Raw genomic sequence first — 25,765 nt, 5'->3', positions numbered from 1 at the left:
CAGACCGGCTGGACGAAAGAGCATGTAATGCGGACAGGAAGTCATAGTCAGTCCCTGAAGCCCGGCGGATGCTGGACGCATGGCAAGACATGCCGACTGAGGGGGACTGACATGATCGCCGTGATGGGGGCGACCGGGAACACCGGTCGCAAGGTCACCGAACTGCTGCTCGAAGCCGGCGAGGAGGTCCGGGCGCTCGGCCGCTCGCCGGAGCGGCTCGCCGAGCTGGCCGCGCTGGGGGCCGCGACGGCCGTCGGTGACGCCCGCGATGCCGACCACCTGGCGAGCGCCTTCGCCGGCGCCGACGCGGTCTACACGCTCACCGCGTTCGACCCGACCCTGCCCGACTACCACGCCGACCAGGACCGACGCGGGGAGGCCATCGTCTCGGCGATCCGGAGGAGCGGGGTACGCCACGTGGTCGCGCTCAGCTCGATCGGCGCGGAGCTGGCGGACGGTAACGGATTCATCGCCAGTCTGCACCGGCAGGAGCAGCGACTGCGGACGCTCGACGGTGTCGACGTCCTGCTCCTGCGTCCCGGTGCCTTCTTCGAGGGCTTCCACTCGGCGCTGGAGACGATCCGCCATGAGGGAGTCGTCGCCGACTCCGTCACGCCCCACGCGAAGGTACCGATGATCGCCACGGCCGACGTCGCGGTGGCCGCCGCCGGGGCGCTGCGCGAGCGGAACTGGAGCGGCGTGGTCGTCCGCGAGCTGATCGGCCCCCGCGACCTCACGTACGCAGAGGTGGCGACCGCGATCGGTACGGCGATCGGCCGCCCGGACCTTCGGTACGTCCAGCTGTCCGACGAGGAGATGGCGGCGATCCTCACCGGGACCGCCGGGTTCTCGCCCGACTTCGCCGCCCTGCTCGTCGAGTTCAACCAGGCGCTCAGCGCCGGTCGACTGCGTCCGATCGAAGGCCGCAACGAGGGCAACGCGACTCCGACCTGGTTCGAGGAGTTCGCCGCCACGCTGCGGTAGCGGTGGCGGCTGAAGGGCGCGTCGCCGGCGCCCTCGGCCGCCCCGCGCTTCCCGCTGCGGCTGCGGGCACCGTCGCGGCGGTCACGCCACGCGACGCCGGGTGGTGCGAGTCTGGAGGTGGTCGCCGTCGCCGAAGGTGGCGCCGCAGCGGAGGGTGCGATGGCCGAGCCACCGACCGGGGCCCCGTCGGGCAGCGCACAGGCGCACGGGCGGCGCGCCAACCGGCGAAGCTACCACGACGGTGTGCAGGTCAACGGGTACGTCGACGACCCGTACCACCGGGTCCGCCGGGCGGTCGCGGCCCGGTTGATGGTCGACGACATCCGTGGGGGAGAGCCGGTGCTCGAGTTGGGCTGTGGTCCGTGCAGCACGGTCGACCCGGCGGAGCTGCCCGTGCCGCTCGTGGTGGCGGACATGGCCGAGGCCGCGCTGGGTGCGGCCCGCCGGGCCGCCGCCGGTCGGGCGCTGCCGGTCTGCCTGGACGCCACCTGCGCTCTGCCGTTCCGCACCGGCAGCTTCTCCGGGCTGCTGACCGGTGAGTTGATCGAGCACGTCTACGACCCGGTGGCGTTGCTGCGGGAGTGTCACCGGGTCCTCGCCCCGGGTGGGCTGCTGGTGCTCACCACGCCGAACCTGGCGACCGTCCAGGACCGGCTGGCGTTCCTCGCCGGCCGCGCACCCCGCCAGGTGGACCCGCTGCACCCCTACCTCTGGTTGCACATTCGTCCGTTCACCGCGTCGCTGCTGCGGCGGGTGCTGCGGCGGGCCGGGTTCGCACCGCTGGCGCTGCGGTCCAACCACGTCGGGTGGCGGCTGCCCGGCGGACGCTGGGTCACCTCCCGGCTGCTCGCCCGGCTCGCGCCGGGGCTCGGCGGCTCGCTGATCTGCGCCGCCCGGCGGCTGGACGGACCACCTTCGCCGCAGGGCGCGGGACTCGGGAGCAGTGCGTGATCAGCCATTGACATAGGGCTATCATGAGGGCTCCGTCGTCGACCGGGAGATGTCATGGCCGGCCTTCTCACCTGGGTCGTCAGGAATCTCGACGCGTTCATCGGGCTGCTCCTGGCACTGACCGTCGCGACCCTCGGGCTCAACAACGGCGTCAGCCAGGACGTGGTGAACAGCGCAATCCTGCTCGTGCTCGGCCTGCTCGCCCAGGCGCTGCTGCGCGACCGGCTGCGCCGGGAGACCGCCGAGCGCGAGGTGCGGCAGGTCATCCGGGACACCCGGGACCGGCTCGCGGAGCTGGTGCCGCAGATGGGCGAGATAACCGGTCCGGAGGGGGCGCTGAACCGGGCCCGGGAGGCGATCGACAGCATCTCCATGGTCCGCGTCCTGCACGGCAGCGAGGTCGGGCAGGCCCTGGCCGAGGCCCGTCGGCACACCGACCGGTGGAACTTCAAGGGCGGCACCGGCACCTACACCCGGGCGGTCACCCTGCCCGACTGCCTGGAGCACGCTCGTCGGCGTAACGCCACCCTGCACTTCGCCATCGAGATCATCGACCCGACCGACGAGGAGGTCTGCGAGCGGTACGCACGGTTCCGGCGCAGCCTCGCCCCCGACGAGCCAGGCGAGCGGTGGACCGTCGACCGCACCCGCAAGGAGTCCTACGCCACCGTGCTGGCCGCCTGTTGGCACCGGCAGCGCTCCGGGCTGCTCACCATCGACGTCCGGGTCTCCGCGCAGATGACCACCTTCCGCTACGACCTCTCCTCGAGCTGCGTCATCGTGACCCAGGAGAATCCGCAGACCCCGGCTCTGCGGATCGACCGCGGGGAGCTCTACTACAACCGCTACAACATCGAGTTGCAGTACAGCCGTGAACAGAGCCGGCGGGTGCCGATCGAGGCTGCCGGGCAGGTCAGGCTCGACGACGAGCCCTCCGTGGAGCAGGTTCGCCGCCTGTTCACCGCGCTCGGGCTGCCACTGCCCCGGTCCTTCGGCGACCGCGAGGTCGCCGACATCGTGGGCCGGGCCATCCAGGCGAGGAACCCGTACGCATGATGAGCTACGCCGACCTCGAACGTGAGATCGACCGGGGCACCCGGCCGGAGCTGCTCCGCGACTGGGTGTCGGGCGTCCTCGACGACGTCGCCGAGGGGCAGCGGCCGTTGCTGGCCGTACGGCACCCACTCGGCTTCACCTGCCTGCCGGTGAGCCGTACCGGCGCCGACGGGATCTGCGTGCACGCCTGGCCGGCCGAGCCGCCGACCGTCCAACCGACCACGTCCACCGTGCACTCGCACAGCTGGGACCTGCTCAGCCACGTGCTGCACGGTCGGGTCCGCAACGAGCTCATCGAGGTGACCGAGGCGTCCGCCGACCCCGCCTGGCGGGTGTACGAGGTGCACAGCCGGGGCGACGTCGACGAGTTGGCGGCCACCGACCGGCTGGTGACGGCGGCGACCGTCACCGTGGAGACGTACGGCGCAGGCAGCTCGTACGCGCTGCGCGCCGGCGGCTTCCACACCTCGGAGGTGGACCCGGGGCAGCCGGCGGTGACCGTGGTGCTCGGCCGGGCCGCGCCCGGCTTCTGCGACCTGAGCCTCGGCGCCGTGGGCGGACACCGCCACCGGATACGCCGGGACCGCTGCGACGCGGCGGAGACCGCTCGGATGGCGCGGCAGATCGCTCGACTGGTGGCACGGGGCTGAGGGGTGGAGGAACCATGGACGTGCAGCCGGGCAGACCCGGGCCGGACCTGCGTGAGGCACACCGGTTCGCGGTGGAGGCCGCGCAGGCCGCCGGGCGGCTGGTGCGCCGGGGCACCCGGGGCGAGTTGCACGCTCGGGCCAAGAGCGCGTCCGGTGACCTGGTCACCGACCTGGACCTGGCCGCCGAACGGCTGATCGTCGGCCGGATCCGGGCCCGCTGGCCGGAGCACGGCGTGATCGCCGAGGAGGGCGGGGAGTACGCCACCAACGACTCCTGGGCGTGGCTGGTGGACCCGCTCGACGGCACCAACAACGTGGCGATCGGGCTACCCGCGTACGTGGTCGGGATCGCACTCTGCGACCGGGGCTCGCCGGTGCTCGGGGTGGTGCACGACCCGGTCGCCGGCCGCACCTGGTCGGCCGTCCGTGGTCAGGGCGCCTTCGTGCACATCGACGGCCCGGCCGGGCAGCCGCTGCGCACGCGGCACCGGCCGGTGCCGCCGGCGCCGGTGCTGGCCTGGACCCAGGGATACGAGGTACGCCGGGACGACAGCACCGCCCGGGCCCTCAAGGTGGTGCTCGACTCCACCGCGCGGCGGGTGCTGCAACTGTGGGCGCCGCTGCTGTCCTGGGTGATGCTGGCCCGGGGCGACATCGACGGCATCGTCGGCTACCGTCCGGAGGCGGTCGACCTGCCGGCCGGGATGCTGCTGGCAGCGGAAGCCGGCATGGTGGTCCGGGCCCTCGACGGCGGCTGCTTCGACGACCGGTACGGGGGCCCCGCCGAGCGGCGCAGCTTCGTCGCCGGCCCGCCGGAGACGATCGACCGGCTGGTCAAGCTGGTGACCGCGGCACAGTGGATCGAGCCGAAGGTCCGCCACCTCACGCCGATCAGCCTGACCACCGTCGGTTGGTGAGGCCGGTCAGCCCGGCGGGGTGACCAGCAGGGCGGCGACGCTGGCGGTGGTGGCCAGGGCGGCGAGGACGGCGCTGGTGGCCACGAACCGCCCCAGCGGGACCGCGACCCCGGCGGCCCGGCAACGCTCATACCAGATCAGCGTGGCCAGCGACGCCCACGGGGTGGCGAGCGGGCCGACGTTGGTGCCCACCAGCAGGGCCAACAGTTGAGTGTGGTGGTGCACGGCGATGACCGCCTCCCCGGCCACGTACACGGGCAGGTTGTTGACCACGTTGGCGAAGAGGGCGCCGACGGCGCCGGCCCGCAGCGCGCCCTCGGCCCCGGGGTCGTCGCCGATCAGCGCACCCATCACGGTGTCCAGCCCGAGCCGACCGATGGTCTGCACCACCAGGAACAGCCCGGTGACGAAGACCAGCAGCCGCCAGGGGACCAGGTGGAGTCTCAGGCTGCCCCGGGCGCGGACCGCGAATCCGGCGACCAGGATCGCGGCGGCGACCCCGGCGGCGATTCCGATCTCGACCTCGGCGAGGATCCCGGTGACGAACAGCAGGCAGGCCACGAGCGCGGTGCGGTAGAGCACGGGGTCGGACGGCACGTGCGGCGGCGGTGGCACGAACGGGTCGGCGCCGGCCCGCGCCGGCCGCCAGTACCACCACCAGAGCAGCAGCATGGTGATCGCGATGGCGACCAGTTGCGGCCACCACATCCGGGCCGCCCACGGCAGTGGGGCCAGCCCGATCCGGTCGCTGGCCAGGATGTTGGTCAGGTTGGACACGGGTAGCAGCAGGCTCGCCGTGTTGGCCAGCCAGACCGTGGTCATCGCCAGCGGGACCGGCGGCACACCGAGCTTGCGGGCCAGAGCGATCATCACCGGGGTGAGCAGGACAGCGGTGGTGTCCAGGTTGAGCGCGATCGTGGTCACCGAGGCGAACCCGACGCAGAGCCAGAACAGCGCGCGGAAGTCGCCTCGCGCGGTGATCGCCATCCGGGCGGCGAGCGCGTCGAAGACCCCGGCCACCGCGGTCAGCTCGGCCAGCACCACCACGGCGCCGAGGAAGATCAGGATCGGCAGGATCCGGCGTACGGTGGCCTCGGCGTCCGCGCGGGGGAGGAGGCCGGTCAGGACGCAGAGGACGCCGCCTGCGAACAGGCCGATCGCGATCCAGTCCAGTACGTGCAGCCGACCCCAGGAGGATCGGTCCGGGGCGGCCGACGGCAACTCGCCGGTGGTGTCCACAAGGCACGATCCTCGCACACCGTCGCCCGCCGGGTTGCGACCGACTCGACCGCGCATGGTGGCGACGGGTTGACCCTGAGTGGTCATAATGGCGGGGTGGCTGTAGGCGCGCAACCGACCCGGTCCGACCGCCCCATCGACTTCTTCGTCAGCTACTCGCCCGCCGACGAGCGCTGGGCGACGTGGTTGGCGTGGGAGTTCGAGGCCGCCGGCTACCGCACGATGCTCCAGGCGTGGGACTTCGTGGCCGGCACCAACTTCATCGACTTCATGGACCGGGGGGTCCGGGAGGCTGCGGTCGTGGTGGCCGTCCTGTCCGAACGCTACCTGCACTCCACGTACGGCAAGCTCGAGTGGCAGGCGGCGCTGCGCGCCGATCCGGACGGCACCGGCAACAAACTGGTCACCGTCCGGGTGGAGGACTGCCCGATCGACGGCCTGCTCGCCACCATCACGTACGTCGACCTGGTCGGGGTCACCGACCCGGTGCAGGCGCGTTCCCGGGTGCTGGACCGGATCCGGGAGGCGCTCGACGGCCGCGCGAAGCCCGTCCGGCAACCCGCCTTCCCGCACCATCCGGCCGACCCGGCCGGGGTGCTCTCCGCGCCCGTGGCCGGCCCGCCCGCGCCCCGCCGGGCCCGCCGTACGCCGATCAACCCGCCACCGTTCCCCACCGCCCCGGCGACGGTGCCGACCGCGCGGACGGCGCTGACCGTGCTCCAGGTGACCGGCCCGCGGTTCGGTCGGGGCATGATCGAGCCGGGCGCCCCGGTCACCCCGGGGGAGCTCCAGGAACACCTGATGGGTGATCTGACCCTGCTGATGAACGACGAGGTCCCCCGACCCGACCTGTTGGTGGTGGCGGGCAACCTGACCGAGTCCGGCAGTCCCCGCGAGTTCTCCGACGCGCTGAGTTTCCTCACCGGGCTGCGGGTGCTGCTCGGGTTGGAGCCGCACCGCCTGGTCGTGGTGCCCGGCCCGCGCGACGTGACCATGGCCGCGAGCCGCGCGTACTTCGCCACCTGCGAGGCGGACGACGTCGACCCGCAGCCGCCGTACTGGCCGAAGTGGCGGCACTACGCGCGGCTCTTCGACGACCTCTACCAGGGTCTGGAGGACCGGCTCTTCGACAGCGAGCAACCGTGGACGCTGTTCCCGGTGCCGGACCTGCGGGTGGTGGTGGCCGGGTTGAACTCCACCGTCGCCGTCACCCACCGCGAGGAGGACCGCTACGGCTTCCTCGGCGAGGCCCAGTCCACCTGGTTCGCCCAGCGGCTGCGTCACTACCAGCAGTCCGGCTGGCTGCGGCTGGGCGCGATGGCGCACGTTCCCGGCCCGCGCACCCCGTACGCCGACGAGGTCGCGGTCCCGGACGGGGTGACGCTGCGCGACCGGGGGTCGTTCAACCGCCTGCTCGGGCCGATGCTCAACCTCCTGCTCTCCGACGCCGTGCCGACCGGTGCCCAGGTCGACCCCGTGGTGCCGCTGGCCACCGCGACCCGCGACGGCCGGGCGCAGGTGCTCCGGCTCGCCGCCGACGGGATGACCCGCTGGGTTCTCGGCCGCGACGACCGGCGCGAGGTGGGCGAGTCGACGGCCGTGCGCTGGCCCCGGGCGGAGGCGACGTTCGGTGCTGTCGGGCCGGCCCAGATTCCGGACCCGCGGCAGCCCACCTCCGCCGAGGGAGCCGTCGGGGACGCGCCGGCCAGCACGCCGGCCGTGCTCCCGGTGGCGCCGCTGGACCGACTGCTCGACCGGCTGGCCGAGGTCTGCGAGGCGCGCCACGACCGGGTGCTGGTGCGTCGGGTGACGGTCGAGCCGCCGCACCTGTTCGTCACCTACCGCGCCGACGGGGTGGTCCGGCAGCAGCGGGTCGGGGCGTACGTCGGCACCCCGACCGCCACGGACCTCGACCACTTCGCCCGGCGGGTGCACGCCACCGACCCGGACATCGCGTCCGAGTTGGTCTACGACGGCGACCGGGTCCCGCGCGGACTGGCCGAGGAGGCACAGCGGCGCGGCGTACGGGTGCTGCACCTGACCGAGTTCCAGGGGCTGCTCGATCTGCGTGAGTACGTCGCCGCGCAGACCGCCCGGTTGCAGGCCGACCGGCTCTACCCGCCCGGCCAGTACGTGCCGCAGCGCTACCGCCACCTGGTCGGCGCCGACCAGCAGGTCCGCGAGGACGTGGTGGACCAGCTGCTCGAGTTCGCCGCCGCGCCGGACGGCCGGTTCGTGCTGGTGCTCGGCGACTTCGGCCGGGGCAAGACGTTCGCGTTGCGCGAGGTGGCCCGCCGGCTGCCGACGGCTGCCCCCGACCTGATCCCGATCCTGGTGGAGTTGCGTGCGCTGGACAAGGCGCACTCGGTCGACGGGCTGGTCGCCGCGCACCTGGCCAACCACGGCGAGCAGGTGATCGACCTGAAGGCGTTCCGCTACATGCTCCGGCAGGGGCGGATCGTCCTGCTCTTCGACGGCTTCGACGAGTTGGTGGCCCGGGTCACCTACGACCGGGCGGCGGACCACCTGGAGACGCTGCTCCAGGCGGCCGAGGGGAACGCCAAGATCATCGTTAGTAGTCGCACCCAGCACTTCAAGACCAACTCGCAGGTGCTCACCGCCCTCGGTGAGCGGGTGGGCATGCTGCCGCACCGGCGGGTACTGGCCGTCGAGGACTTCACCCCCGCGCAGATCGAGACCTTCCTGCGGCACCGCTACGGCGGGGACGAGCGGGCGGCCCGGGAGCGGATGGACCTGCTCGGCGGGGTACGGGACCTGCTCGGCCTCTCTCGTAACCCGCGCATGCTCGGCTTCATCGCCAACCTCGACGAGGGACGGCTGACCGCCGTGGCCGGTGCGGGCGGCACGTTCAGCGCCGCCGCGCTCTACCGGGAGATCCTGGAAGCCTGGCTGGACTTCGAGGAGCGGCGCACCCAGGGCGTGCCGGGTGTGCCGGTCAGCCTGCGCCGTCCCGAGCTGTGGCGCGCGGTGAGCCGGTTGGCCTTCCAGCTCTGGGAGAGCGGGGAGTCGTACCTGCGCCTGGCCGAGCTGGCCGAGGCCGCCGGGCAGTTGGCCGGGCTGGCAGAGTCCCAGCTCTCCGGATCGCAGGCGACGCACGCGGTGGGTGCGGGCAGTCTGCTGGTCCGCACCGACGACGGCCTGTTCGGCTTCATCCACACCTCCGTGATGGAGTGGCTGGTCGCCGCGGGGACCGCCGCCCAGCTCAATGAGGGCGAGGAGCCGTCGGCCCTGGCGGCGCGCCCGCTGTCGACGCTGGCCGTGGAGTTCCTCGGCGACCTCGCCGACCCGGCCCGCTGCACCGCCTGGACGTCCCGGGTGCTGGGCGACGAGGCAGCCGGCGAGACGGTTCGGGCCAACGCGTTGCGGCTCAGCGCCCGGCTGCGGCTGCCCGACCGGGCCGACCTACGTGGCGCGGTGCTGCGCGGTGAGGACCTGTCCCACCGGGAGCTGGCCGAGGCGGACCTGACCGGCGCGGACCTGACCGACACCCGCCTGGTCGCCACCAACCTGACCGGGGCCCGGCTGACCCACGCCCGGTTGCGCGGCGCCCGCCTGGACCAGGCTCGCCTCACCGGGGCCGACCTGAGCGGGGCCGATCTGGCCGGAGCCCGACTGTTCCGGGCCGACCTGCGTGACGTGCGGGTGGCCGGCAGCAGTTGGCACCGGGCCGCGCTGATCGACGTGAGTGCCCACCCGGCGCTGCTGCGCGCGCCGGAGCTGCGCGGCGCCGTGGTCGCCCCGGGCCGTCCGGTGACACCGGGCCTGGCCCCGTCCGCCGTGGGCGTCTCGTACGGCTTCGAGGTGGGCCGGCTGCCGTTGCCGGCTGCGTACAGCCCCGACGGCACGGTGCTCGCCGTGGGCAGCGACGACGGAGGGGTGCTGATCTGCGACACCACCACCGGCCTTCCGGTGCGGACCCTGCAGGGCCACCGGGGCCGGGTGTACGCGGTCCGATTCGACGCCGCCTCGCACCACCTGGTCACCGGCTCGGCCGACCTCAGCGTACGACTGTGGGACGCGGACCACGGCGACGTGCGGCACGTGATCGAGGACGTCTTCGCCGGCTGGGTGTGGCCGCTGCTCACCGACGGCGCCCGGGGCCGGCTGGTGGTGGGCGACGCGGCCGGTGTGGTCCGGCTCTACGACACCCGGACCGCCCGGCTGCTCCAGGAATGGCCCGGGCACGCCGCGCCCGTCTGGGGCACCTCGTTCAGCCCGGACGGGCGGCGGGTCGTGGTCGTGGACAGTTCCGGCGCGGTCCGTGGCTGGGACATCGCGTCGGGCGACCTCGCCTTCGAGGTGCGGGAGCCGGAGGTGGTCTACCGGGTGGTGCACACCCCGGACGGCCGGTCGCTGGTCGCCGTCGGACAGCACGGCCGGGTGTGGATCCGCCGGGCCGCCGACGGGGAGCTGCTGCGCCAGCCGCGCGGCCACGAGGCCGACGTCTACGCCCTCGACGTGCACCCCGACGGCGGGCTGATGGCAACCGGCGACACGCATGGCGCGCTGCGGCTGTGGGAGGTGGAGACCGGCCGCCCGGTCCGGGTGCTGGACCGGCAGCGTGGCGCCATCTACAGCGTCCGGTTCAACGCCGACGGCACCATGCTCGCCACGGCCGCCAGCGACGGCGCGATCCAGCTCTGGACCACCGCCGACGGCCAGCTCCGGCACGAGCTGAGCCGGCACCGTGGCTCGGTCTGGCCGGTGGTGTGGCGGCCGGACCAGGCCCAGGTGGCGACCAGCAGCAACGACGGCACCACCCGCCTCTGGGACACGCGGACGGGGCAGCTTCAGCACACCCTGCGTGGGCACGGGCGGCGGGTCACCTCGCTGTCCTTCCGCGACGACGGCGAGGTGCTGGCCGCCTGCGGCAACGACGGTGTGGTGCGGCTGTGGGAGCCACGCACCGGGCGGCTGGTCCGGCAGTTCGCCAGCCCGGCCGACCGGCTGCTCTCCGCCGTGTTCTGTCCGGGTGAGCCACTGGTCGCCGCACCGAGCGGGGACGGCGGCGTGCACCTGTGGAACACCGACACCGGGGTCGACGAACGCGAGCTGAACGTGGACACCGACCATGTCTGGGCGGCCGCGTTCAGCCCGGACGGCGATGCGCTGGCCACCGCCAACGACGATGACACGGTCCGACTGTGGTACCGGCGTACCGGCCGGCACTTCGCCACCCTCGCCCCGCACCGGGGCCGGGTCCGGGCGGTGGCGTTCAGCCCGGACGGCGAGACCATCGCCACCGGCTGCGACGACCACCTCGTCCGGCTCTGGGACGCGGCCACCGCGACCTGTCGCCATACGTTGGAGCTGCACACCGACCGCGTGTACGCGGTGTGCTTCAACAGCGAGGGGACGCTGCTCGCCAGCGCCAGCAACGACGGCACCGCCGTGGTGTGGGACGCGCTGACCGGCGAACGGCGCGTGGCGCTCACCGAGCACACCGGCCGGCTCTGGTCCTGTGCGTTCAGCCCGAACGGCGCGCTGCTCGCCACCGCCGGGGACGACCTGATCATCCGGCTGTGGGATCCGGGCACCGGTCGGCTGCACGGCACCCTGGCCGCGCACACCCGGCGGGTCTGGTCGGTGGCGTTCAGCCCGGACAGCAGCATGCTGGCCAGCGCCGGTGACGACGGCACCGTCCGGCTCTGGGACGTCGTGGACCCGGAGCACGCTCAGCTGCGCGCCACCCTGATCGGCCTGCCGGACGGCTGGGCTGCGGTCAGCCCGGACGGACGCTACAAGCTGGACGGTGATTCGGGCGGTCAGTTCTGGCACGTCATCGGCACCTGCCGGTTCGAGGTGGGCGAGCTGGACCCCTACCTGACGCAGGTGCGTCGACTCCCGGTGGACGCCCCGTTCTGACCGGTCGGACCCGTCGACGTGCCCGCGGTCGTCGTCGGCCGGCCGGTGCGGCGTCGACGTCATCCACCAAGCCCCGCCCGACCGGCTGCTGCCGTCGTGTCGATCGAGCGGGGCGGCGGATGCGATGACGGTCAGCGCGGCATGAGGTGGCGGGTGAAGAACCGGACCGCGCTGTCCAGCTCATGCTCCGGGAGCCGGTCGCCGTGGCGGCCCGGGTTGGCGTGCAAGGTCTTCTCGGCCGAGCCGAACGCGTCGAACAGGGCCAGGCTCTGCTCGCGGGGCACCCGCTCGTCGTCCCACTGGACCAGGAACTCGATCGGCACGGTGATCTGTGCGGCGGCTACGGCGGAAGCCGGGGCCGCGGCGCCACCCAGGCCCAGCACCGCCGCGCGGACCCGGGGCTCAGCGGCCACGAACGGCACGCCGAGCCCGCATCCCAGCGACACTCCCCAGTAGCCGACGGCTTCCGACCCGAGGTGGTCCAGGACGGCCCGCCACTCCGGTACGGTCTGCTCGGCGACGATGGCCTGGAACCCGGCGAGCAGCGGGGCCAGCTCGTCGCCGGAGTCGACGCGGGCTTGGATCTCGGTGGCGATGTCCTGGTAACGGGCATCGGTCGGCCGGTCGCCGTGGTTCGGAACGTCCACGCAGACGGCCGTGAATCCGCTGGTCACGAAGCGGTGGGCGCGGTGCAGGATGCCGGGGGCGGTCTTGTGCTGGCCGCCGCCGTGGCCGAGGAGGATCAGCGGGCGAGGGGCGGTGGTGTCGTCGTCCTGGGTCCACCTGACAGCGGGGACGCCACCGACGGTGAAGAACTCTTCGTGGATGTGCATCGGGAACGTGGGCCTTTCGGGTGCCTTTGCGGGCGCTCCCTAGACCATGCGGGGCAGGGAGTCCCGACCTGTCACAGCGTTGATCGGACTCACCTCCTCGGTCGGCAACCATGCACGGCAGGGTCGACCGTACACGAGCTGTCGCCGAGCCGGAGTGGAGTGCTCCCCTGAAGCGGCATCACCCCCGGTCATCGCCCGATGCGGCACCGGCGACGGGCACGCCCGGGGAGTGTCACCGCCGGGCGGACCAGTAGGATTCTCTGCTTATGACCTCTGTTGAATCTGAAGCGCCGACGCGGGCGCCTGTTTCTCGCGTGCAGCTTGTCATCGGCATCGTCCGGCGAGGCGACGAGATCCTGCTGGTGCGGGAGAGCCTCGGCGCGAACGGCGAGATGCTCTGGTCGCTCCCCGGCGGCGGCGTCCAGGACGGCGAGGTCTTCCACGAGGCGCTGCGGCGGGAGATGCAGGAGGAGACCGGCCTGGTGGTCGGCGACCCGGTCGCCACCGCGTTCGTGATGCACATCGACTCCGAGCGGTACCCGTCGGCACTCGCGATCGCGTTCGAGATCAACGACTGGGAGGGCGAGACCCTGCCGGAGGACGACGAGATCGCCGAGGCGGCGTTCTTCCCGCTGCCGGAGGCCCTCAAGCTGATCGGGCAGCTCGAGAGCGACAACCAGCGGGAGCCGATCCTCGGTTACCTGACCGGTGAGGTGCCGGCCGGCACCACCTGGATCTGGCGCAACCGGGACGACCGGGAGGTCCTGCTCGGGCGCTGGTGACCCTCAGTGCGCGCAATCCTCCACGACGTCGGGCCGGTCACGCCGGACGAGCGTGTCCGGGTGGAAGGCGGCCAGGAAGTCTCCGATCGGGCCCGACAGCCGCATCGTCGCGCGTGCAGCGGCGTCGGCGTGGCTGTCGGCCACCGCGACCCCGACCGCCGCAGAGGCCAGCAGGCACCGGTCGTTGCGCCCGTCGCCGAACGCGATGACCCGCTTCAGGTCGGCCTCACCGGCCTGCTCGGCCAGCAACGCCGTCACCGCGGCAGTCTTGCAGGTCCCCGCAGGCCGCAGCAGCTTCGCCGCGGTGCCGGCGAACGGGATCGCCTCGACCGCCCCGCCCAACAGCCCCTCGGGCAGCGGCACACGATCCAGCACCAGCACCGAGCCGACCTGCGCCCCCCCGCCGAGCTGCGGGTCGACCTCGATGGACGATCGGGGCAGCCGGTGTGCCATCGCGAACCACGTGGACGCCCGCCGGGACGTCGCGACATAGCGGTGATCCAGCTCCGCGACCAGCTCGGTGAAACCTGCGGCGAGCAGCGCTGGCACCACCTCGCGGGGCAGCGCGCGGCGATATGCCGCCCGGGCGGTGGCGCGGTCGTACTCGACGTTGCCGTTGTCGAGCAGCAGGCGCGGCCCGAACAGTTCGAGGAGGTGCTCGGGTAGACCGAGCGCCTCGAACAGCACCGTCGATCGTCCCGTCACCAGCAGGAGTGCCAGACCGCGGTCGCGCAGCCGGGCGAGCCCTTCGATCGTGCCGGGCAACGGCACACCGCGCTCGTCGACCAGCGTGCCGTCCAGGTCGAACGCGGCGAAGGCGAGGTCAGGCACGCAGCGTTCCGAGCGCCTCGCGGATGGAGCTGGACAGATTCACCAGCGTGTTGCGGGTGCCGAGCTCGGCGACCAGGATCGGCAACCGCATGAGTGCCTCGAACGTCCGCCCGGCCAGGGTGCCGATCTCGTCGCGGTCGCGGGTGCGGGCATGCAGCCAGTCCTCGACGAACACGTCGTCGTCCGGAGTCATCAGCTGCTCGGTGAGCACTTCGCGCGCCTGGTCCGGATCGACCCGACGCACGCTGAGCACTGCGGAGTCCTTCGTCACGCGGGGCAGCACGATGGCGGTCAGCCGCACGGAGGGGACCAGGGGGGTACCGGTGCGCGCACGCCACTCGACGGGCAGCAGGTTCAGCTTGGAGTCTCCGCAGAAGCTCTGCCAGTCGCTGGTGACGAAGTCCGGCTGCCGGCGGGCCAGCTGCCAGCTGGTCGCGTCCTTCAGGCCCAGCGCGTGCATGGTGCCGCCGTTGATGCGGATCGGCACCGGCATGCCGCAGGCCGTCACCTGCTCCCCGTCCGCGCGGACCATGACCCGGTCGTTGGCGACGAAGGCGCAGCCGGAGGCAGCGGCCAGGGCCAGGGCGGTGGTGGACTTGCCGGCACCGGAGCGGCCGATCACCACCACGTTGCCCTCGGGGGTGGCCGCGCAGGACGCGTGCAGCCCGGCCCAACCGTCGCTCTCGCCCCGCCGGTAGCCGAACTCGCGCAGGTGCCGGGCCAGCGCCAGGTGGGCGTAGGGGCGCGCGGTCGTGACGAACACCAGGCCCCGCGGGGACTGCACGACGAGGTTGGTGCCGTCGATCTCGTCGGGCTCCGAGACCACGGCGCAGGTCCCGTCGGCCAGCTCGTAGCGGATCCCGGGTGCGGCCACGTGCAGATGTACGGCTTGGCGCCGGACCGCCTGCGCCGCGTAGTGCTCGACCAGCCGGGCGAAACACGCGTCGGAGACGGCGAGGTTCACGGCGGTCAGCGAACAGGGCGAGAAGTCGTCGGGCAGGTGCTCCCAGATGTCGTTCGCCGGGGTGAACAGGTCGTGCAGGTACGTGATGGCTCGCGGGTCGGCGCTGCTCACCGCGATCCGGGTCTGGCCCAGCCGGACGGTCCCGGCGCGTACGCCGAGCCGTGCCGCCAGCGCGTGCGGATCGGCCAGCTCGGCCGGATCGGTGTCGAGGAGGGTTGCTTCGCTCTGGATCATCGGGTCCCCGTCGGTCGCAGGACGGCCCGCCAGACTGAGCGCTGGCCGGGGTCGGCATCGTGGAGGTATTCGAACGGGCCGTCGACGAACTGGAATCCGGCGCCACGGCAGAGCTCGGCGATCCGCACCGGCGGCAGCAGCGTCATCACCTGTCCGTTGGGGAGCCGGTGGCGGTCGTCGGCGAGCGGGGTGAGCCGGTGGTCCAGATGCGCCGCGCTGAACAGGTTCAGCGACACCACGCCGGCGGTGGCGACGACCCGACCCAGCTCGCCGATGGCCGCGGAGACCTGTTCCGGCCGGGGCAGGTTGTGCAGGACCCCGTGACACACCACGACCGCGGCCCGCGCGTTGGCTACCGGCAGCGCAGCGACGTCCGCCTGGCAGAAGGCGGCACCGGGGGCGACGCCCTGTGCGCGCAGCACCATCTCCGCGTGCAGGTCGAGTCCGACGACCCGGTAGCCTCGTTCGGCCAGCAGCGGCAGGTTCCGCCCACCACCGCAGCCGACGTCGAGCGCCACCGCGCCGGGGCCGCCCTGCGGCACGATGTCGGCCAGGTATCCCGGCGGCGACGCCGTGGCGAACGCCGTCACCACGTCCGGCCGGTTCCAGTAGTCACCCGTCGCGCGCATGGCGCTTCACCGTGCACTCGTCGATCAGGTAGCCCTGGTCCCACGGCATCGCGCGGAACGTCGTGAGGCCCGCGGCTTCGAAGCCGGCCGCGACGGCGTCGGGCTGCTCGGTGAGAGCGAAGAAGAGCGGCCCGACCGAGGACAGGCTGAGCACGGCGGCCTGTTCCGACTCGAACAGCTGCCGCACCTGCTCCGCGTACTGCAGCAGGCGGGGGTGCGAGAAGGCGCAGTTGCGGATGCTGCCCATCTCGAACCGGTAGTCGAAGACGAGCTGCCCGAGGGTGCGCGGAGTGCCGGTGACCAGGTCGGGCCAGCACTCGTGCAGCAACCGGTAGGCGATCTGCGGCGCGTATCGGCGGCCGGTCTCCAGGAACCCGTCGAAGTTCTCCGCCTCGGCGCGAAGGCTCTCCGAGGCGTCCCAGCTGCGCAGGTCCGGTGGTACGGCGAGCACGATCGTGTGCCCGGCCGGCGCGGGGGCGGCCAGCAGCGCGACGGCGTTTCCGGAGACCACCTGGATCGCGCCGGGTACCAGACCGGCGGCGGCCGAGCCGCCGATGCACTGGACCGGCATGATCTCGTCGTCGTTGCCGTCGATCTCCTCGCCGTGGTTGTCGACCAGCAGCCGCATCAGCGTCCGGTGGTCCAGCGGCCGACCGCACAGTTCGTTGATCGCCGCCGCCACGGCCGAGAGGACGGCGCTGCTGCTGCCGAGACCGACGTGCGGAGGCAGCGGATGCGAGCGGATCGTGATCCGCATTCCGCCGGTGAGGCCGAGGACCTGGCGCATCAGCAGCGCGGCGTGGCGCCCCAGGACCGGCCGGGCACTGTCGGCGGCGATCTCGACGCCGTCGCCGGACGCCGTGGCCTGGACCTCGACGCTCGTGAAGAGGTCGGTGACGAAGACCAGCTCACCGGCGGGGTAGGAGCCGGCGCCGGGCAGCACCTTGCTCGGGTCCAGTGCCATCGCGTTGAGCCGGTTCGGGTAGCGCAGGCGCACCCGGCCCTCGATTCCGGCGGCGGGTGGCACGGACGGGACTGCGCCGCGCACCGAACCCACCCGTACGGGGGCGAAGCCCGCCACACTACCGGTCGCGGTCATCGGCGCTTCCTCTCCGCTCTCGGGGCAACGGCAGCGTCACCGCGGCCTTGGAGGTGGTGATCTCGATGAGGTGGTCGAGGGCCTCGACGGTGTAGCCGCCGCTGCCCAGCGAGCCTTCGGCCCGGATCGCCATGTTGGCCCGGGCCACCTGGCGGTGGGGGTAGCGGAAGCGCAGGATGCGCTTGAGCAGCGCGGCATACTCCGCGCGCACCCGGGGCGACTCGAGCAGGCAGCGCAGCAGCGGCGAGTTGCCGCTGCGGTACGCCAGGAGCGTGTCGTCGCACACCGCCCGGTGGGTGGGCGGCAGGTAGAGCACGTTCTCCACGAGATAGTCGTCGTGCCACGCGCCGAGCTGCCCCGGTTCGCTCGGCGCGAGCAGAAGCACGTCGAGGACGAGCAGTGGCATCTGGGCGCCGCCGGGACCCATGTAGGCCTTCCCGCCGATGTCCATCGTCGGGAAGTAGGGCCGGAGCCGGTGCGAGAAGTAGTCGGGGGTGATCGTCCGCTGGACCGTACGCAGGTTCTTGCGCAGGACCTCGACCCCGTCGTGCACCTGGCCGAGTGCGGCGAGGAGCACGTCCTCGTCGAGGTCGGCGCGGTCGCGGCAGGCGGCCAGGTCGTCGACGGCCAGGTTCAGCGCCTGGGTCGCGGCGACGACCGAGTCGATGAACACGTGCTCTTCGTCGCTGAGCAGGAAGCCGCGGCGGCGGGGGCCGACCGGGTTGCGCGTGGTGTAGCTGTACACGGTGTCGCGGGGGACCTCGTCGGCGACGGCGGCCAGGCGTAGGAGTGTCGGCTCGATGCCGTGCAGGTCGGCGTCGGGATCGTGCCGGACGAGTGAGGCGGCGAGGAAGCCCAGGTCTCGCAGGGCGGCTCGGGCCGTGTGGACGTCAGCCGTATCGAAGTCGGCAATGAGGTCGGCCAGCGCGTCGACCATCCACGCCGTGTCGGCGCGCTCGTTGGCGGCGGGCAGTTCGGCGAGGATGTCGTCGGCGCGCAGCGGGTCCATCGCGGCCACGGCGAGGTCGTCGGCGTTCTGGTCGGCGCCGATGAAGGAAGTGGTCATGCCGCGACCCCGACCGCGGTGGCCAGGACCGTCTCGGTTCCGCCGTCCGTGCTCCGTACCGCCGCGTGCGCCCGGATCAGGTCGGCGCCGTGATCGGCGACGGCGACGACGTCGTCGACACGCAGCCGTTCCGGTTCGGAGACGTCGAAGACGGGCAGGAGGCGGGCCATTCGCTGGCCCACACCGGTGTCGACCGTCATCCGGGTCCGCCGTCCGGCAGGCAACGACGCGGTGGTCACGACAAGCTCGCCGGCGTTCCCGGACACGTCGGGTACACAGCGGCCGACCAGGCCCGACCGGGCGACCAGCGCGTCCGCCGCCGACGCGGCGACCAGGTCGGACAACCGCCAGGCGTCCGCCGATCGGGCGCCCACCACGACCGTGCACTCGATGTCGAAGAAGCGGTTCGGGAACCGCTGGTACTCCTGCCGTAGCAGGTGTGTCCGCCGGGGCAGCAGCGGATCGCCGCTGACCCGGAGCATGTCCAACCGGGCCGGGCGGTCGTCGTCGGCGAGTTCGACGGTGCACTCGAACGACGTGTCGATGGAGAACGAGTACTCGTCGCTGTGGGCGCGCCGCCGGAAGCCACGCGCGCTCTTTCCGAGCTTCACCACGACGCGGTCCCGGAAACACTGGATCTCGTCGGTGAACTCGCCCTCGCCGAACTTGTACTCCAGCGACCGGAACTCGCCCGTGCTCTCCAGGTTCATCAGCACCCGCTCGCCCGGGTCACCGGTGCCGACGCAGAAGTGCACGCCCCCGACCAGGGACAGCTTCTGCTGCGACCGGTCGAGCACTTCGACGTAGTAGTCGGCGGTCCGCACGCCGAACAGTTCGTTGCCGAACGGGTCGGCGAGATCCGGGGCGTACACGTGCGCCTGGCGACCCGTCGCGGTCTCGCCCCATTCCCGCACCTGGAGGGGTTCGCCGGTGGTGGAGCGGTGCAGGAAGGTGTGGAAGGAGTACCCGGGCTCGTCCGGATCGCGGCGGCCCGGCGGATGCACGATGTAGTGCCGGAAGCAGTCGGTGTCGGCGGCGATGTCACGCAACTGCTCCGGCACACCGGCGTCGGCCTTCCCGCGCCCGGGCCTGGCACGTGCGGCCCTGGCCTGCGCGACCGCCTCGGACAAGCCGGTGGCGAAACGGGCGATCTGCTCGTCGGTGAGGCTGTGTCCCGCGTAGAAGTGGTGGTAGCTGCGGCGTCCGCCCTGTGGCGCCGGCGCGCTGACCGCGAGGAGCCGGTAGCGCTCGGTGAATTCCTTCGGCAGCAGCCCGTCCGGTGTGGAGAAGCCGGCCACGACGACAGGTGAGGCGGGTGCCGGCCGGATCTCCGCCTCCGGGTCGGCGGCCCGGATCGCGTCGGCGATCAGGTCCCGGCGACGCAGGCACTCCTGGATCGCCGCGGTGAAACCGGCGTGGCCGAGGCCGAAGACGGTGGCCCACAGGGCGGCGGCCGCGGCGCCGGGGCGGGACCCGGTCAGGGTCGAGTCGACGATCCCGGTGACCGGGCTCGCCTCGGTGACGTGCCCCAGCAGGCCCTTGCGTACGAGCAGCACCCCGCACGAGTACGGCAGTAGCCCCGACTTGTGCGGGTCCAGGGCCATCGCGTGCACGCCGACGTTGCGGAAGTCGAAGGCCAGCGCGGGATCGCTGAACGGGAAGATGAAGCCGCCGTGGGCCGCGTCGACGTAGCAGAAGAACCGCACCTGGTCGGCGAGCTGCACCGCGCGGCGCCGCAGCAGCGCGGCCAGCTGATCGACCGGGTCGCACAGGCCGCTGTTGTAGTAGCCGGCCGTCAGCGCCACGATGATGCCGGTCGCGCCGGCGGCGACCGCCGCCTCGACGGCCTGCGCCAGCTGCTCCGGCTCGATGACCCAGCTCGGGCCGGGTGCGATCGTGCGCAGGTCGAGGCCGAGGACCTCGGCGGCCTTCGTGACGGAGTGGTGGGCGAACTCGCTGGTGATGAGGGTGACCCGCGACGCCGCGTCGGCCCGGACGGCATTGCGCCCGATGCGCAGTCCCTGGAGCACCGCCTCGGTCGCGCCCGAGGTGATGTGGCCGTCGGCCGAGTCGGCGTGCAGCAGGCCGGCGAGGCCCAGCAGAGCTTCTCGTTCGAGCCGCCGGGTGCCGGCGCGCCCGGCGCCGAAGGGGGTGTGTACTCCGACGTTGTTGCTGTTGAGCGCCAGGAACCGGGTCCAGGCGGAGAGGGCCACCTCGTGCGGGGCCGACATGGCGAAGCCGAGCCGGGTCACCGTGGGATCGTCCCAACCGGTCGTCTCCGCGTACGCGCGGTCGAGGCCGGCGGTCAGCTCGCTCGGGCTCAGCCCGGCGGCCGGGAACGTGTCGCTGATCGTCCAGCCGTTCTCCAGGTCACCCACCGGTACCGTCCTTGCCGTGCCGGGCGGCCGGCGTTCGGCCGAGCCGGACCTGCAGTCGCTGGGGTGTCAGCGGGTGCCGCGGCTGTTCTCCCGCCAGCACGCGCAGGATGTCGTCGGCGACGATGTCGGCGACCGCGATGTTGGCGTCCCTGGTTCGTCCCGCGATGTGCGGCAGGTGGACCACGTTGTGCCTGCCGATGAGGGGATCGCCCTCCGGCAGCGGTTCGACGTCGTACACGTCCGCGGCCCAGGCCAGTTCGTCGGCGAGCACCCGCTCCCGCAGCGCCGCGGCATCGATCGCGGCCGCCCGGGTGATGGTCACGACGAGCGCGCCCCGCCGCAGGGCGAAGACGTGGTCGCGGTCGACCACGCCGGTGACGCTGGGGGTGTCCGGTGCCGCGACGACGAGGATCTCGGAGTCCCGCACCAGCCGGTCGAGGTCCACCGACTCCGCCGAGACCTCGGCGAAGCGCTCCGGGGAGCGGTACGGGTCGTACGCCAGCACGGTCGCGCCGAGCATGGCGCACCAGCTGGCGATGCGCCCGCCGATCTCGCCGACCCCGATGATGCCGACGGTCTTGCCCGCCACGGTGCCGTTGGCGAAGCGCGGATCGTCGCAGAACTGCACGTACGGGTAGTCCCAGGGGCGGAAGCCGGTGATGACCTCGTGGTGCCACTGCGGGATGCGACGCAGCCCGCACAGGATCAGGCTCAGTCCGCACTCGGCGACCGACTGGCCCCAGCCGGGAGTTCCCTCGACGAACGGGATGCCCGCGTCCCACAACGCGTCCATGGCCTCGATCCCGCAGGTGTCGGTTTCGCTGGCCACCACCTTCAGCCGGGTCGCGGCGGCGATCATGTCGTGGGTGAGGTCGCCGCCGAACAGGGCGACGGCGTCGATGTCGGCCCAGTCGGCGGCGGCCAGATCGCTTTCGCGTACGTCGAGGTAGCGGATGTCGCAGGTCGGGGACAGGCGTTCTTCCAGCCGCTCGCGCAGGAACGCCCAGAATTCCGAGAGCAGACCGTCGTCGGTCAGCAGCACGACGGGTCGGCGGGAGGTGAGGTCGTTCATGCCCTGGCTCAAGATTCCTCGCTGTCACGTGTGCCGCGATGGCCCTGCTCGATGGTCCGGAACCACAGGCTGCTGCCGGGGGCGACGATCGCGTCGACCGCCTGACGGGCCTGTGCGTCGACGGTGGTCTCCGTCGCCCTGAGCGCGAGCGTGAGTTGGTCGAGGGTCCGGGGACCGATGATGGTGCTGGTCACGTCGCTGCTGCCGGACAGCCACGAGTGGGCGAACTCGGGCAGCGACTGCCCGTGCTCGGCGGCGAGCTCCAGCAGCGCGGCCAGGGCCCGCTGGACCGGCTCCCAGACCGTGCCGCGCGGTGACCACCATTCGGTGAAGCGGGCGTCGGCGGGCGGTTCCCCGAGGAACCGTTCGCTGAGGTAGCCCATCGCCAGCGGGCTGTAGGCGACGAAGCCGACGCCGTACTCGCGGCAGATGGGGAGGATGTCCCGCTCCACCTCGCGTTCGAGCAGGTTGTAGGGCGACTGCTCGGCGATCGGGCCGGGCGTGCCGAGCGAGCCTCGTGCCAGCACGGCCATCTCGACCAGACGCCAGGTCGGCACCACGCCGAGGCCGGGCTGCTCGGCCATCTCCTCCGGGCTTGGCATCGTGGACGTGCCGATGTAGCGGATCTTCCCCTCCCGTACGAGGTCCGCCAGGGCGCCGAGGGTCTCCTCGACGGGCGTCCGTAGGTCGTGCCGGTGCAGGTGGAAGATGTCGATGTGGTCGACGCCCAGGCGGCGCAGGGACCGCTCGCACTCACGCTTGACGGCGTACGCGGAGTTGCCCCAGTCGTTGGGCCCCGGTCCGACCTCGTTGTAGCACTTGGTGGCGATCAGGACGTCGTCGCGGCGGTGACGGATGGCCTTGCCGAGGATCTGTTCGCTGCGGCCGTCCTGGTAGGCGTTGGCGGTGTCGACGAGGTTGACGCCGGCGTCGAGAGCCGTGTGGATGATCTCCTCTGCCGCGGCCTCGTCGGTCGGGCCGCCGAAGTTGAAGGTACCCAGAGTGACCGTGGATACACGCAAACCACTGCGGCCCAGTTGATGGAACTCCATCCACGCCCCCTGCTGTCTCCACCGAACCCAGCGGCCATTGTGCCGCTGACGGTTATAGTGATCAAGATCGGAGCGAGAGTCCACTAATCAGCTGAACGATCGCCGGGCAGCAGTTGAGCGCTGGTCAACCTCCTTGCCGGCCCGGGCCCCACGCCAGCGCCCCACCCAGCAGCGGAACGCGCCCCGTCGGCGGCGACGCCCTTGCCCGCGTCTGGCCGACAGGCAGGTGAAACGCTTCCTGGAGACCGTTAAGCTTTGCCGCCGGTCCAGGGGCGAGCTTCACGCAGAGTGATCTCGTGGCCACTGCGGACGGATGTCGAGTCAGCGCCGTGCAATGCCGGGGCACCGTCGAGAAGGAGGCCGAATGGCCGAGTTGTCAGCCGAATCGGAGTTGTTGCTCCTGCTCAGCAGGCAGCAGGTGACGGACACGCAGATGGCTCGTGTGCGCACGATCATCAGTCAGGACGAGCCGCGCCTGGACTGGGGGCATCTTGCCGTCCAGGCCGCCAGGCACCGCGTCGCCCCCCTCGTGGGCTGGCATCTCTGGCGCCTGTTGACCACCGAGAGGGTCGCGGGCATCGACTCTCCCGTCGTGCTGCTCCTGTACTCCGCCTACCGGGACACGCAACGTGCCAACGAGCTCATGCTGGCTGAGGTCCAGGCGATCAGCGACGCTGCGGCGGACCAGGGCATCACGGTGCTCATGCGCAAGGGCGGCCATCTGGCCTTCGCGGTCTACCAGGAGCCCGGGACGCGACCGATGGGTGACCTGGACGTCCTCGTCACCAGGGAGGAGGCGCCCACCCTGGTCAAGGCGCTCGAGGGACTCGGTTATGTGGAAGGCAACCCGACGCGCGTCGACATCGTCCCGCTGAGCAAGCGGGAGCGGGCCTTCTGGCGTCTGTACGGCAGCGACCTGCCCAAGATGAACAAGTTCGGCGAGTTCCACCGGCCGATCGTCAGCATCGACATCAACGTCTCGCTGGCGCTGCCCGGCAAGGGTTACGACGTTCCGGTCGGTGCCGTCCTGGCGCACGCCGGCCGCCACCGGTACGGGGACGCCTCGTTCCTCGTGCCGTCCCCCGAGGACGCGGTCATCGACCTCGCCGCCCACATCTACAAGACCTCGACGACCCTCAGGTTCATGAACCGCGGCAAGCACCGGCAGTTGCTCAAGTACGTCGACATCGCCGAGGTCGTACGCCGTGCCGGCCCGGACCTCTCGTGGGACCTGTTGCTCGAGCGGGTGGACGAGTACGCGGTGGCCGGCCCCGTCTTCTACGGGCTCGCGCACCTGCGGATGCTCTTCCCGGACGCCGTCCCCGCGGACGCCCTGACCGCGCTGCGGCAACGGTGCCCGGAGCCGGAGCGCCTGCTCAACGAGTACGGCCAGTGGGACCTGCCGGAGCCGCGCGCCTGGCAGCAGGACTTCCTCACCCGGTTCTTCGACCCGGACGCCGACCGCGACCTGCCCGCCTCGAAGTCACTCGTGTGACGACAGGAGGCGCTTGGGCGATGCCGCCCGAGCGCCTCCTGCCTCGCGAGCGACGCGAGGACCGGTCTACCGTTCGGTCTTCCCGGACAGCACCGGCGTGCCCACGCGCCAGGAGCGGAGCATGCGCAGGAACATCAGCCACGGGCCGGTGGCGCTGACGAAGGGCGCGGCGACGAACGTCGCCACGAGCGTCAGCCGCGGACGTCTCCCGGTCAACCAGCTGACGGAGCGGTCCTGGCGGTCGATCCCGCCCAGTCGCGGCAGCAGCGCCAGCAGCAGGACGGCGGTGACGGGATATGCCACCAGGCCGGTGCCGACGGCGAGCACGGTCCACCAGCCGCCCCCCAGCGCCGTGATCACCAGCCCGGCGGGGATGAGCAGCACCCCGGCGAACCAGATGCCGATGTCGAACAGCTCTTTCGCCACCAGCAACCATTTGCCTGGCAGGCTGACCGGCGACGGGTAGGGGCGTACGTGGTCCAGTTCCCGGGCGACCCCCAGGCTGCCGTAGCAGACATTGGCCCACCCGTTCATCATCGACCTGGTCTGGTAGTAGGGCTCGGTCAGGTTGAAGCTCGGCACCAACGCCTGCTCGACGCCGAGCAGCGAGGCGCGGTGCCCGACCGGCTCCTGCATCTCCGGGAACGGGCCGAGCTCGCGCCACGCGCCGAGATGGACGAACGTCCCCGAGCCGATCGCGTAGATCATCGGGCGGAACGGCGCGGCGAGCAGTCGCACCAGGCGCGGGCTGCGGCGCAACAGGTCGTTCTGGAGTATCCGCCCGACCTCGACGGCCAGGCCACGCCGCAGCCAGTACAGCACCTGTCCGCGCATCAGGGCGCCGTCGGCACCGGGGGCGAAGGGAGCCCGGAACCGCAGCGGCAGCTGCACCTGGTGCAGCAGCGCCGGCGGGCGGCGGCCCGCGGCGACCGCCCCACGCACCAGGTCTCCCACCGCCACGAAGGTCTCCCCGTGGGCCACCGCGTCGAAGTCGTAGACGGCCAGGTAGACGCTGTCCGGGTCGACGCCCGGCAACAACTCGGGTAGCAGCTCCACCGCGTAGTTGAGCTGGGAACCCTTACGCCCGTCGGTGTGGGGGAAGTGGACGTGGCACGAGCGGTGCGTACCGGGCCTGCCGTTCAACTCGGCGGTGATCTGCCGGCACAGCTCCTCGGTGGTGGGCGTCGCGTCGAAGGCGCGGCGCAGCACGCCGGGCCACTCGTCCGGTGACGTCCGCTCCAGCTCGTCGAGGGTCGCGGCGATCACCGACGGCGCGAGCACCTTCTCCAGTGCCCGCTCCCGGCCGCCACGCCTGGCCAGACCGTGTAGTTCGGTGACCACGGCGGGCAGGGCCGCCTCCTGGGCGGCACGTTCGGCCGTCTCGCGTTCGCTCGTGATGGCGACCGATATCAACGTCCCGGGATAGCGCGCGGTGGCGAACGATTCCAGCGTCTCGCGCACCAGCCGCTGCTCGCGCAGGGCCGGCAGCATGACCACGATGACGGGAAGGTCCGCGGGGGCCGTGGCCGGCGCCGCAGGGCGGTCGCGGACCGCCCGTGCCGCCACGATGATCCAAACGAGTACCCAGACCGCGTGCGCGGCGAACAGGATCGCCACGACGCGGCCCAGCACGGTGATCGTCTGCAA

Annotated in this window: 19 protein-coding genes; 8 read left to right on the top strand and 11 right to left on the bottom strand. The window is 72.2% G+C overall.

The genetic code is table 11. The annotated features are described in order from the left end of the window. Nucleotides 1-111 precede the first annotated feature (111 nt). The 5 genes from ABZ573_RS22035 to ABZ573_RS22015 all read left to right on the top strand — a co-directional run bounded on the left by ABZ573_RS22035 (nt 112) and on the right by ABZ573_RS22015 (nt 4,558). Complete coding sequence (locus ABZ573_RS22035) at nt 112-984, top strand: NAD(P)H-binding protein (RefSeq protein ID WP_358120496.1); 873 nt, start codon at nt 112-114, stop codon at nt 982-984. Between the two features lie 159 nt (nt 985-1,143). Continuing rightward, nucleotides 1,144-1,935: a class I SAM-dependent methyltransferase gene (locus ABZ573_RS22030; protein ID WP_151455291.1), complete on the top strand. Its 792-nt coding sequence runs from the start codon at nt 1,144-1,146 to the stop codon at nt 1,933-1,935. 54 nt (nt 1,936-1,989) lie between these two features. Further along, nucleotides 1,990-2,991 carry a hypothetical protein gene (locus ABZ573_RS22025; RefSeq protein ID WP_151455292.1) on the top strand — a complete coding sequence of 334 codons (1,002 nt, stop codon included), beginning with the start codon at nt 1,990-1,992 and terminating at the stop codon, nt 2,989-2,991. Then, nucleotides 2,988-3,641 (top strand): hypothetical protein, encoded by a 654-nt coding sequence (locus ABZ573_RS22020; protein ID WP_151455293.1) that lies wholly within the window; start codon nt 2,988-2,990, stop codon nt 3,639-3,641. The genes ABZ573_RS22025 and ABZ573_RS22020 overlap by 4 nt, the downstream gene beginning before the upstream one ends. A 14-nt stretch (nt 3,642-3,655) precedes the next feature. Next, nucleotides 3,656-4,558, top strand: coding sequence for an inositol monophosphatase family protein (locus ABZ573_RS22015; RefSeq protein ID WP_151455294.1), 903 nt, complete (start codon nt 3,656-3,658; stop codon nt 4,556-4,558). Nucleotides 4,559-4,564: 6 nt separating this feature from the next. On the opposite strand, the gene ABZ573_RS22010 is transcribed toward ABZ573_RS22015, so the two are convergent. Beyond that, nucleotides 4,565-5,797, bottom strand: a complete 1,233-nt coding sequence (locus tag ABZ573_RS22010) for an SLC13 family permease (protein ID WP_358120491.1) — start codon at nt 5,795-5,797, stop codon at nt 4,565-4,567. Between the two features lie 96 nt (nt 5,798-5,893). On the opposite strand from ABZ573_RS22010, the gene ABZ573_RS22005 reads away from it, so the two are divergent. Next, the gene (locus ABZ573_RS22005; protein WP_358120488.1) at nt 5,894-11,683 is read left to right on the top strand and encodes a TIR domain-containing protein; all 5,790 of its coding nucleotides are present in this window, start codon (nt 5,894-5,896) and stop codon (nt 11,681-11,683) included. Between the two features lie 131 nt (nt 11,684-11,814). Here the strand turns inward: ABZ573_RS22005 and ABZ573_RS22000 are convergent, their stop codons facing one another. Continuing rightward, nucleotides 11,815-12,516 carry an alpha/beta hydrolase gene (locus ABZ573_RS22000; RefSeq protein WP_151452708.1) on the bottom strand — a complete coding sequence of 234 codons (702 nt, stop codon included), beginning with the start codon at nt 12,514-12,516 and terminating at the stop codon, nt 11,815-11,817. Nucleotides 12,517-12,830: 314 nt separating this feature from the next. On the opposite strand from ABZ573_RS22000, the gene ABZ573_RS21995 reads away from it, so the two are divergent. Then, a complete protein-coding gene (locus ABZ573_RS21995) occupies nt 12,831-13,298 on the top strand; it encodes an NUDIX hydrolase (RefSeq protein ID WP_225851927.1) in 468 nt (155 codons plus the stop codon). Between the two features lie 3 nt (nt 13,299-13,301). On the opposite strand, the gene ABZ573_RS21990 is transcribed toward ABZ573_RS21995, so the two are convergent. From ABZ573_RS21990 to ABZ573_RS21955, 8 genes are read right to left on the bottom strand one after another with little or no spacing between them, the layout of a single operon-like run. After that, nucleotides 13,302-14,129, bottom strand: a complete 828-nt coding sequence (locus ABZ573_RS21990) for an HAD hydrolase family protein (RefSeq protein WP_358120483.1) — start codon at nt 14,127-14,129, stop codon at nt 13,302-13,304. Then, nucleotides 14,122-15,327: a hypothetical protein gene (locus tag ABZ573_RS21985; RefSeq protein ID WP_358120480.1), complete on the bottom strand. Its 1,206-nt coding sequence runs from the start codon at nt 15,325-15,327 to the stop codon at nt 14,122-14,124. Before ABZ573_RS21985 ends, ABZ573_RS21990 begins: the two co-directional genes overlap by 8 nt. After that, complete coding sequence (locus ABZ573_RS21980; protein ID WP_358120477.1) at nt 15,324-15,956, bottom strand: class I SAM-dependent methyltransferase; 633 nt, start codon at nt 15,954-15,956, stop codon at nt 15,324-15,326. Before ABZ573_RS21980 ends, ABZ573_RS21985 begins: the two co-directional genes overlap by 4 nt. Beyond that, on the bottom strand, nt 15,940-17,055 hold the full coding sequence (locus tag ABZ573_RS21975; RefSeq protein WP_327027932.1) for a hypothetical protein: 1,116 nt from the start codon (nt 17,053-17,055) through the stop codon (nt 15,940-15,942). Before ABZ573_RS21975 ends, ABZ573_RS21980 begins: the two co-directional genes overlap by 17 nt. After that, nucleotides 17,039-18,121: a monodechloroaminopyrrolnitrin synthase PrnB family protein gene (locus tag ABZ573_RS21970; protein ID WP_192581246.1), complete on the bottom strand. Its 1,083-nt coding sequence runs from the start codon at nt 18,119-18,121 to the stop codon at nt 17,039-17,041. The genes ABZ573_RS21975 and ABZ573_RS21970 overlap by 17 nt, the downstream gene beginning before the upstream one ends. After that, the gene (locus ABZ573_RS21965; RefSeq protein ID WP_358120472.1) at nt 18,118-20,499 is read right to left on the bottom strand and encodes a pyridoxal-dependent decarboxylase; all 2,382 of its coding nucleotides are present in this window, start codon (nt 20,497-20,499) and stop codon (nt 18,118-18,120) included. Before ABZ573_RS21965 ends, ABZ573_RS21970 begins: the two co-directional genes overlap by 4 nt. Then, the gene (locus ABZ573_RS21960; RefSeq protein WP_151452702.1) at nt 20,492-21,583 is read right to left on the bottom strand and encodes an NAD(P)-dependent oxidoreductase; all 1,092 of its coding nucleotides are present in this window, start codon (nt 21,581-21,583) and stop codon (nt 20,492-20,494) included. The genes ABZ573_RS21965 and ABZ573_RS21960 overlap by 8 nt, the downstream gene beginning before the upstream one ends. Further along, nucleotides 21,580-22,623, bottom strand: a complete 1,044-nt coding sequence (locus ABZ573_RS21955) for an aldo/keto reductase (protein WP_151452701.1) — start codon at nt 22,621-22,623, stop codon at nt 21,580-21,582. Before ABZ573_RS21955 ends, ABZ573_RS21960 begins: the two co-directional genes overlap by 4 nt. A 364-nt stretch (nt 22,624-22,987) precedes the next feature. Here ABZ573_RS21955 and ABZ573_RS21950 point away from each other — a divergent pair, with 364 nt between their 5' ends. Beyond that, nucleotides 22,988-24,118: a nucleotidyltransferase family protein gene (locus ABZ573_RS21950; RefSeq protein WP_192581245.1), complete on the top strand. Its 1,131-nt coding sequence runs from the start codon at nt 22,988-22,990 to the stop codon at nt 24,116-24,118. A 66-nt stretch (nt 24,119-24,184) separates the two neighbouring features. Here ABZ573_RS21950 and ABZ573_RS21945 read toward each other — a convergent pair whose 3' ends face one another. Next, nucleotides 24,185-25,765, bottom strand: coding sequence for a hypothetical protein (locus ABZ573_RS21945; RefSeq protein ID WP_151452699.1), 1,581 nt, complete (start codon nt 25,763-25,765; stop codon nt 24,185-24,187).

The organism is Micromonospora sp. NPDC007220 (assembly GCF_040634035.1).
Lineage (GTDB): Bacteria > Actinomycetota > Actinomycetes > Mycobacteriales > Micromonosporaceae > Micromonospora > Micromonospora reichwaldensis.
This window is presented reverse-complemented; position numbering and strand designations above follow the sequence as displayed.

Coding starts and splice junctions, on each gene's coding strand:
- ABZ573_RS22035 (WP_358120496.1), top strand. CDS start 112: ATGATCGCCGTGATGGGGGCGACCGGGAACACCGGTCGCAAGGTCACC.
- ABZ573_RS22030 (WP_151455291.1), top strand. CDS start 1,144: ATGGCCGAGCCACCGACCGGGGCCCCGTCGGGCAGCGCACAGGCGCAC.
- ABZ573_RS22025 (WP_151455292.1), top strand. CDS start 1,990: ATGGCCGGCCTTCTCACCTGGGTCGTCAGGAATCTCGACGCGTTCATC.
- ABZ573_RS22020 (WP_151455293.1), top strand. CDS start 2,988: ATGATGAGCTACGCCGACCTCGAACGTGAGATCGACCGGGGCACCCGG.
- ABZ573_RS22015 (WP_151455294.1), top strand. CDS start 3,656: ATGGACGTGCAGCCGGGCAGACCCGGGCCGGACCTGCGTGAGGCACAC.
- ABZ573_RS22000 (WP_151452708.1), bottom strand. CDS start 12,516: ATGCACATCCACGAAGAGTTCTTCACCGTCGGTGGCGTCCCCGCTGTC.
- ABZ573_RS21985 (WP_358120480.1), bottom strand. CDS start 15,327: ATGATCCAGAGCGAAGCAACCCTCCTCGACACCGATCCGGCCGAGCTG.
- ABZ573_RS21980 (WP_358120477.1), bottom strand. CDS start 15,956: ATGCGCGCGACGGGTGACTACTGGAACCGGCCGGACGTGGTGACGGCG.
- ABZ573_RS21975 (WP_327027932.1), bottom strand. CDS start 17,055: ATGACCGCGACCGGTAGTGTGGCGGGCTTCGCCCCCGTACGGGTGGGT.
- ABZ573_RS21970 (WP_192581246.1), bottom strand. CDS start 18,121: ATGACCACTTCCTTCATCGGCGCCGACCAGAACGCCGACGACCTCGCC.
- ABZ573_RS21955 (WP_151452701.1), bottom strand. CDS start 22,623: ATGGAGTTCCATCAACTGGGCCGCAGTGGTTTGCGTGTATCCACGGTC.
- ABZ573_RS21950 (WP_192581245.1), top strand. CDS start 22,988: ATGGCCGAGTTGTCAGCCGAATCGGAGTTGTTGCTCCTGCTCAGCAGG.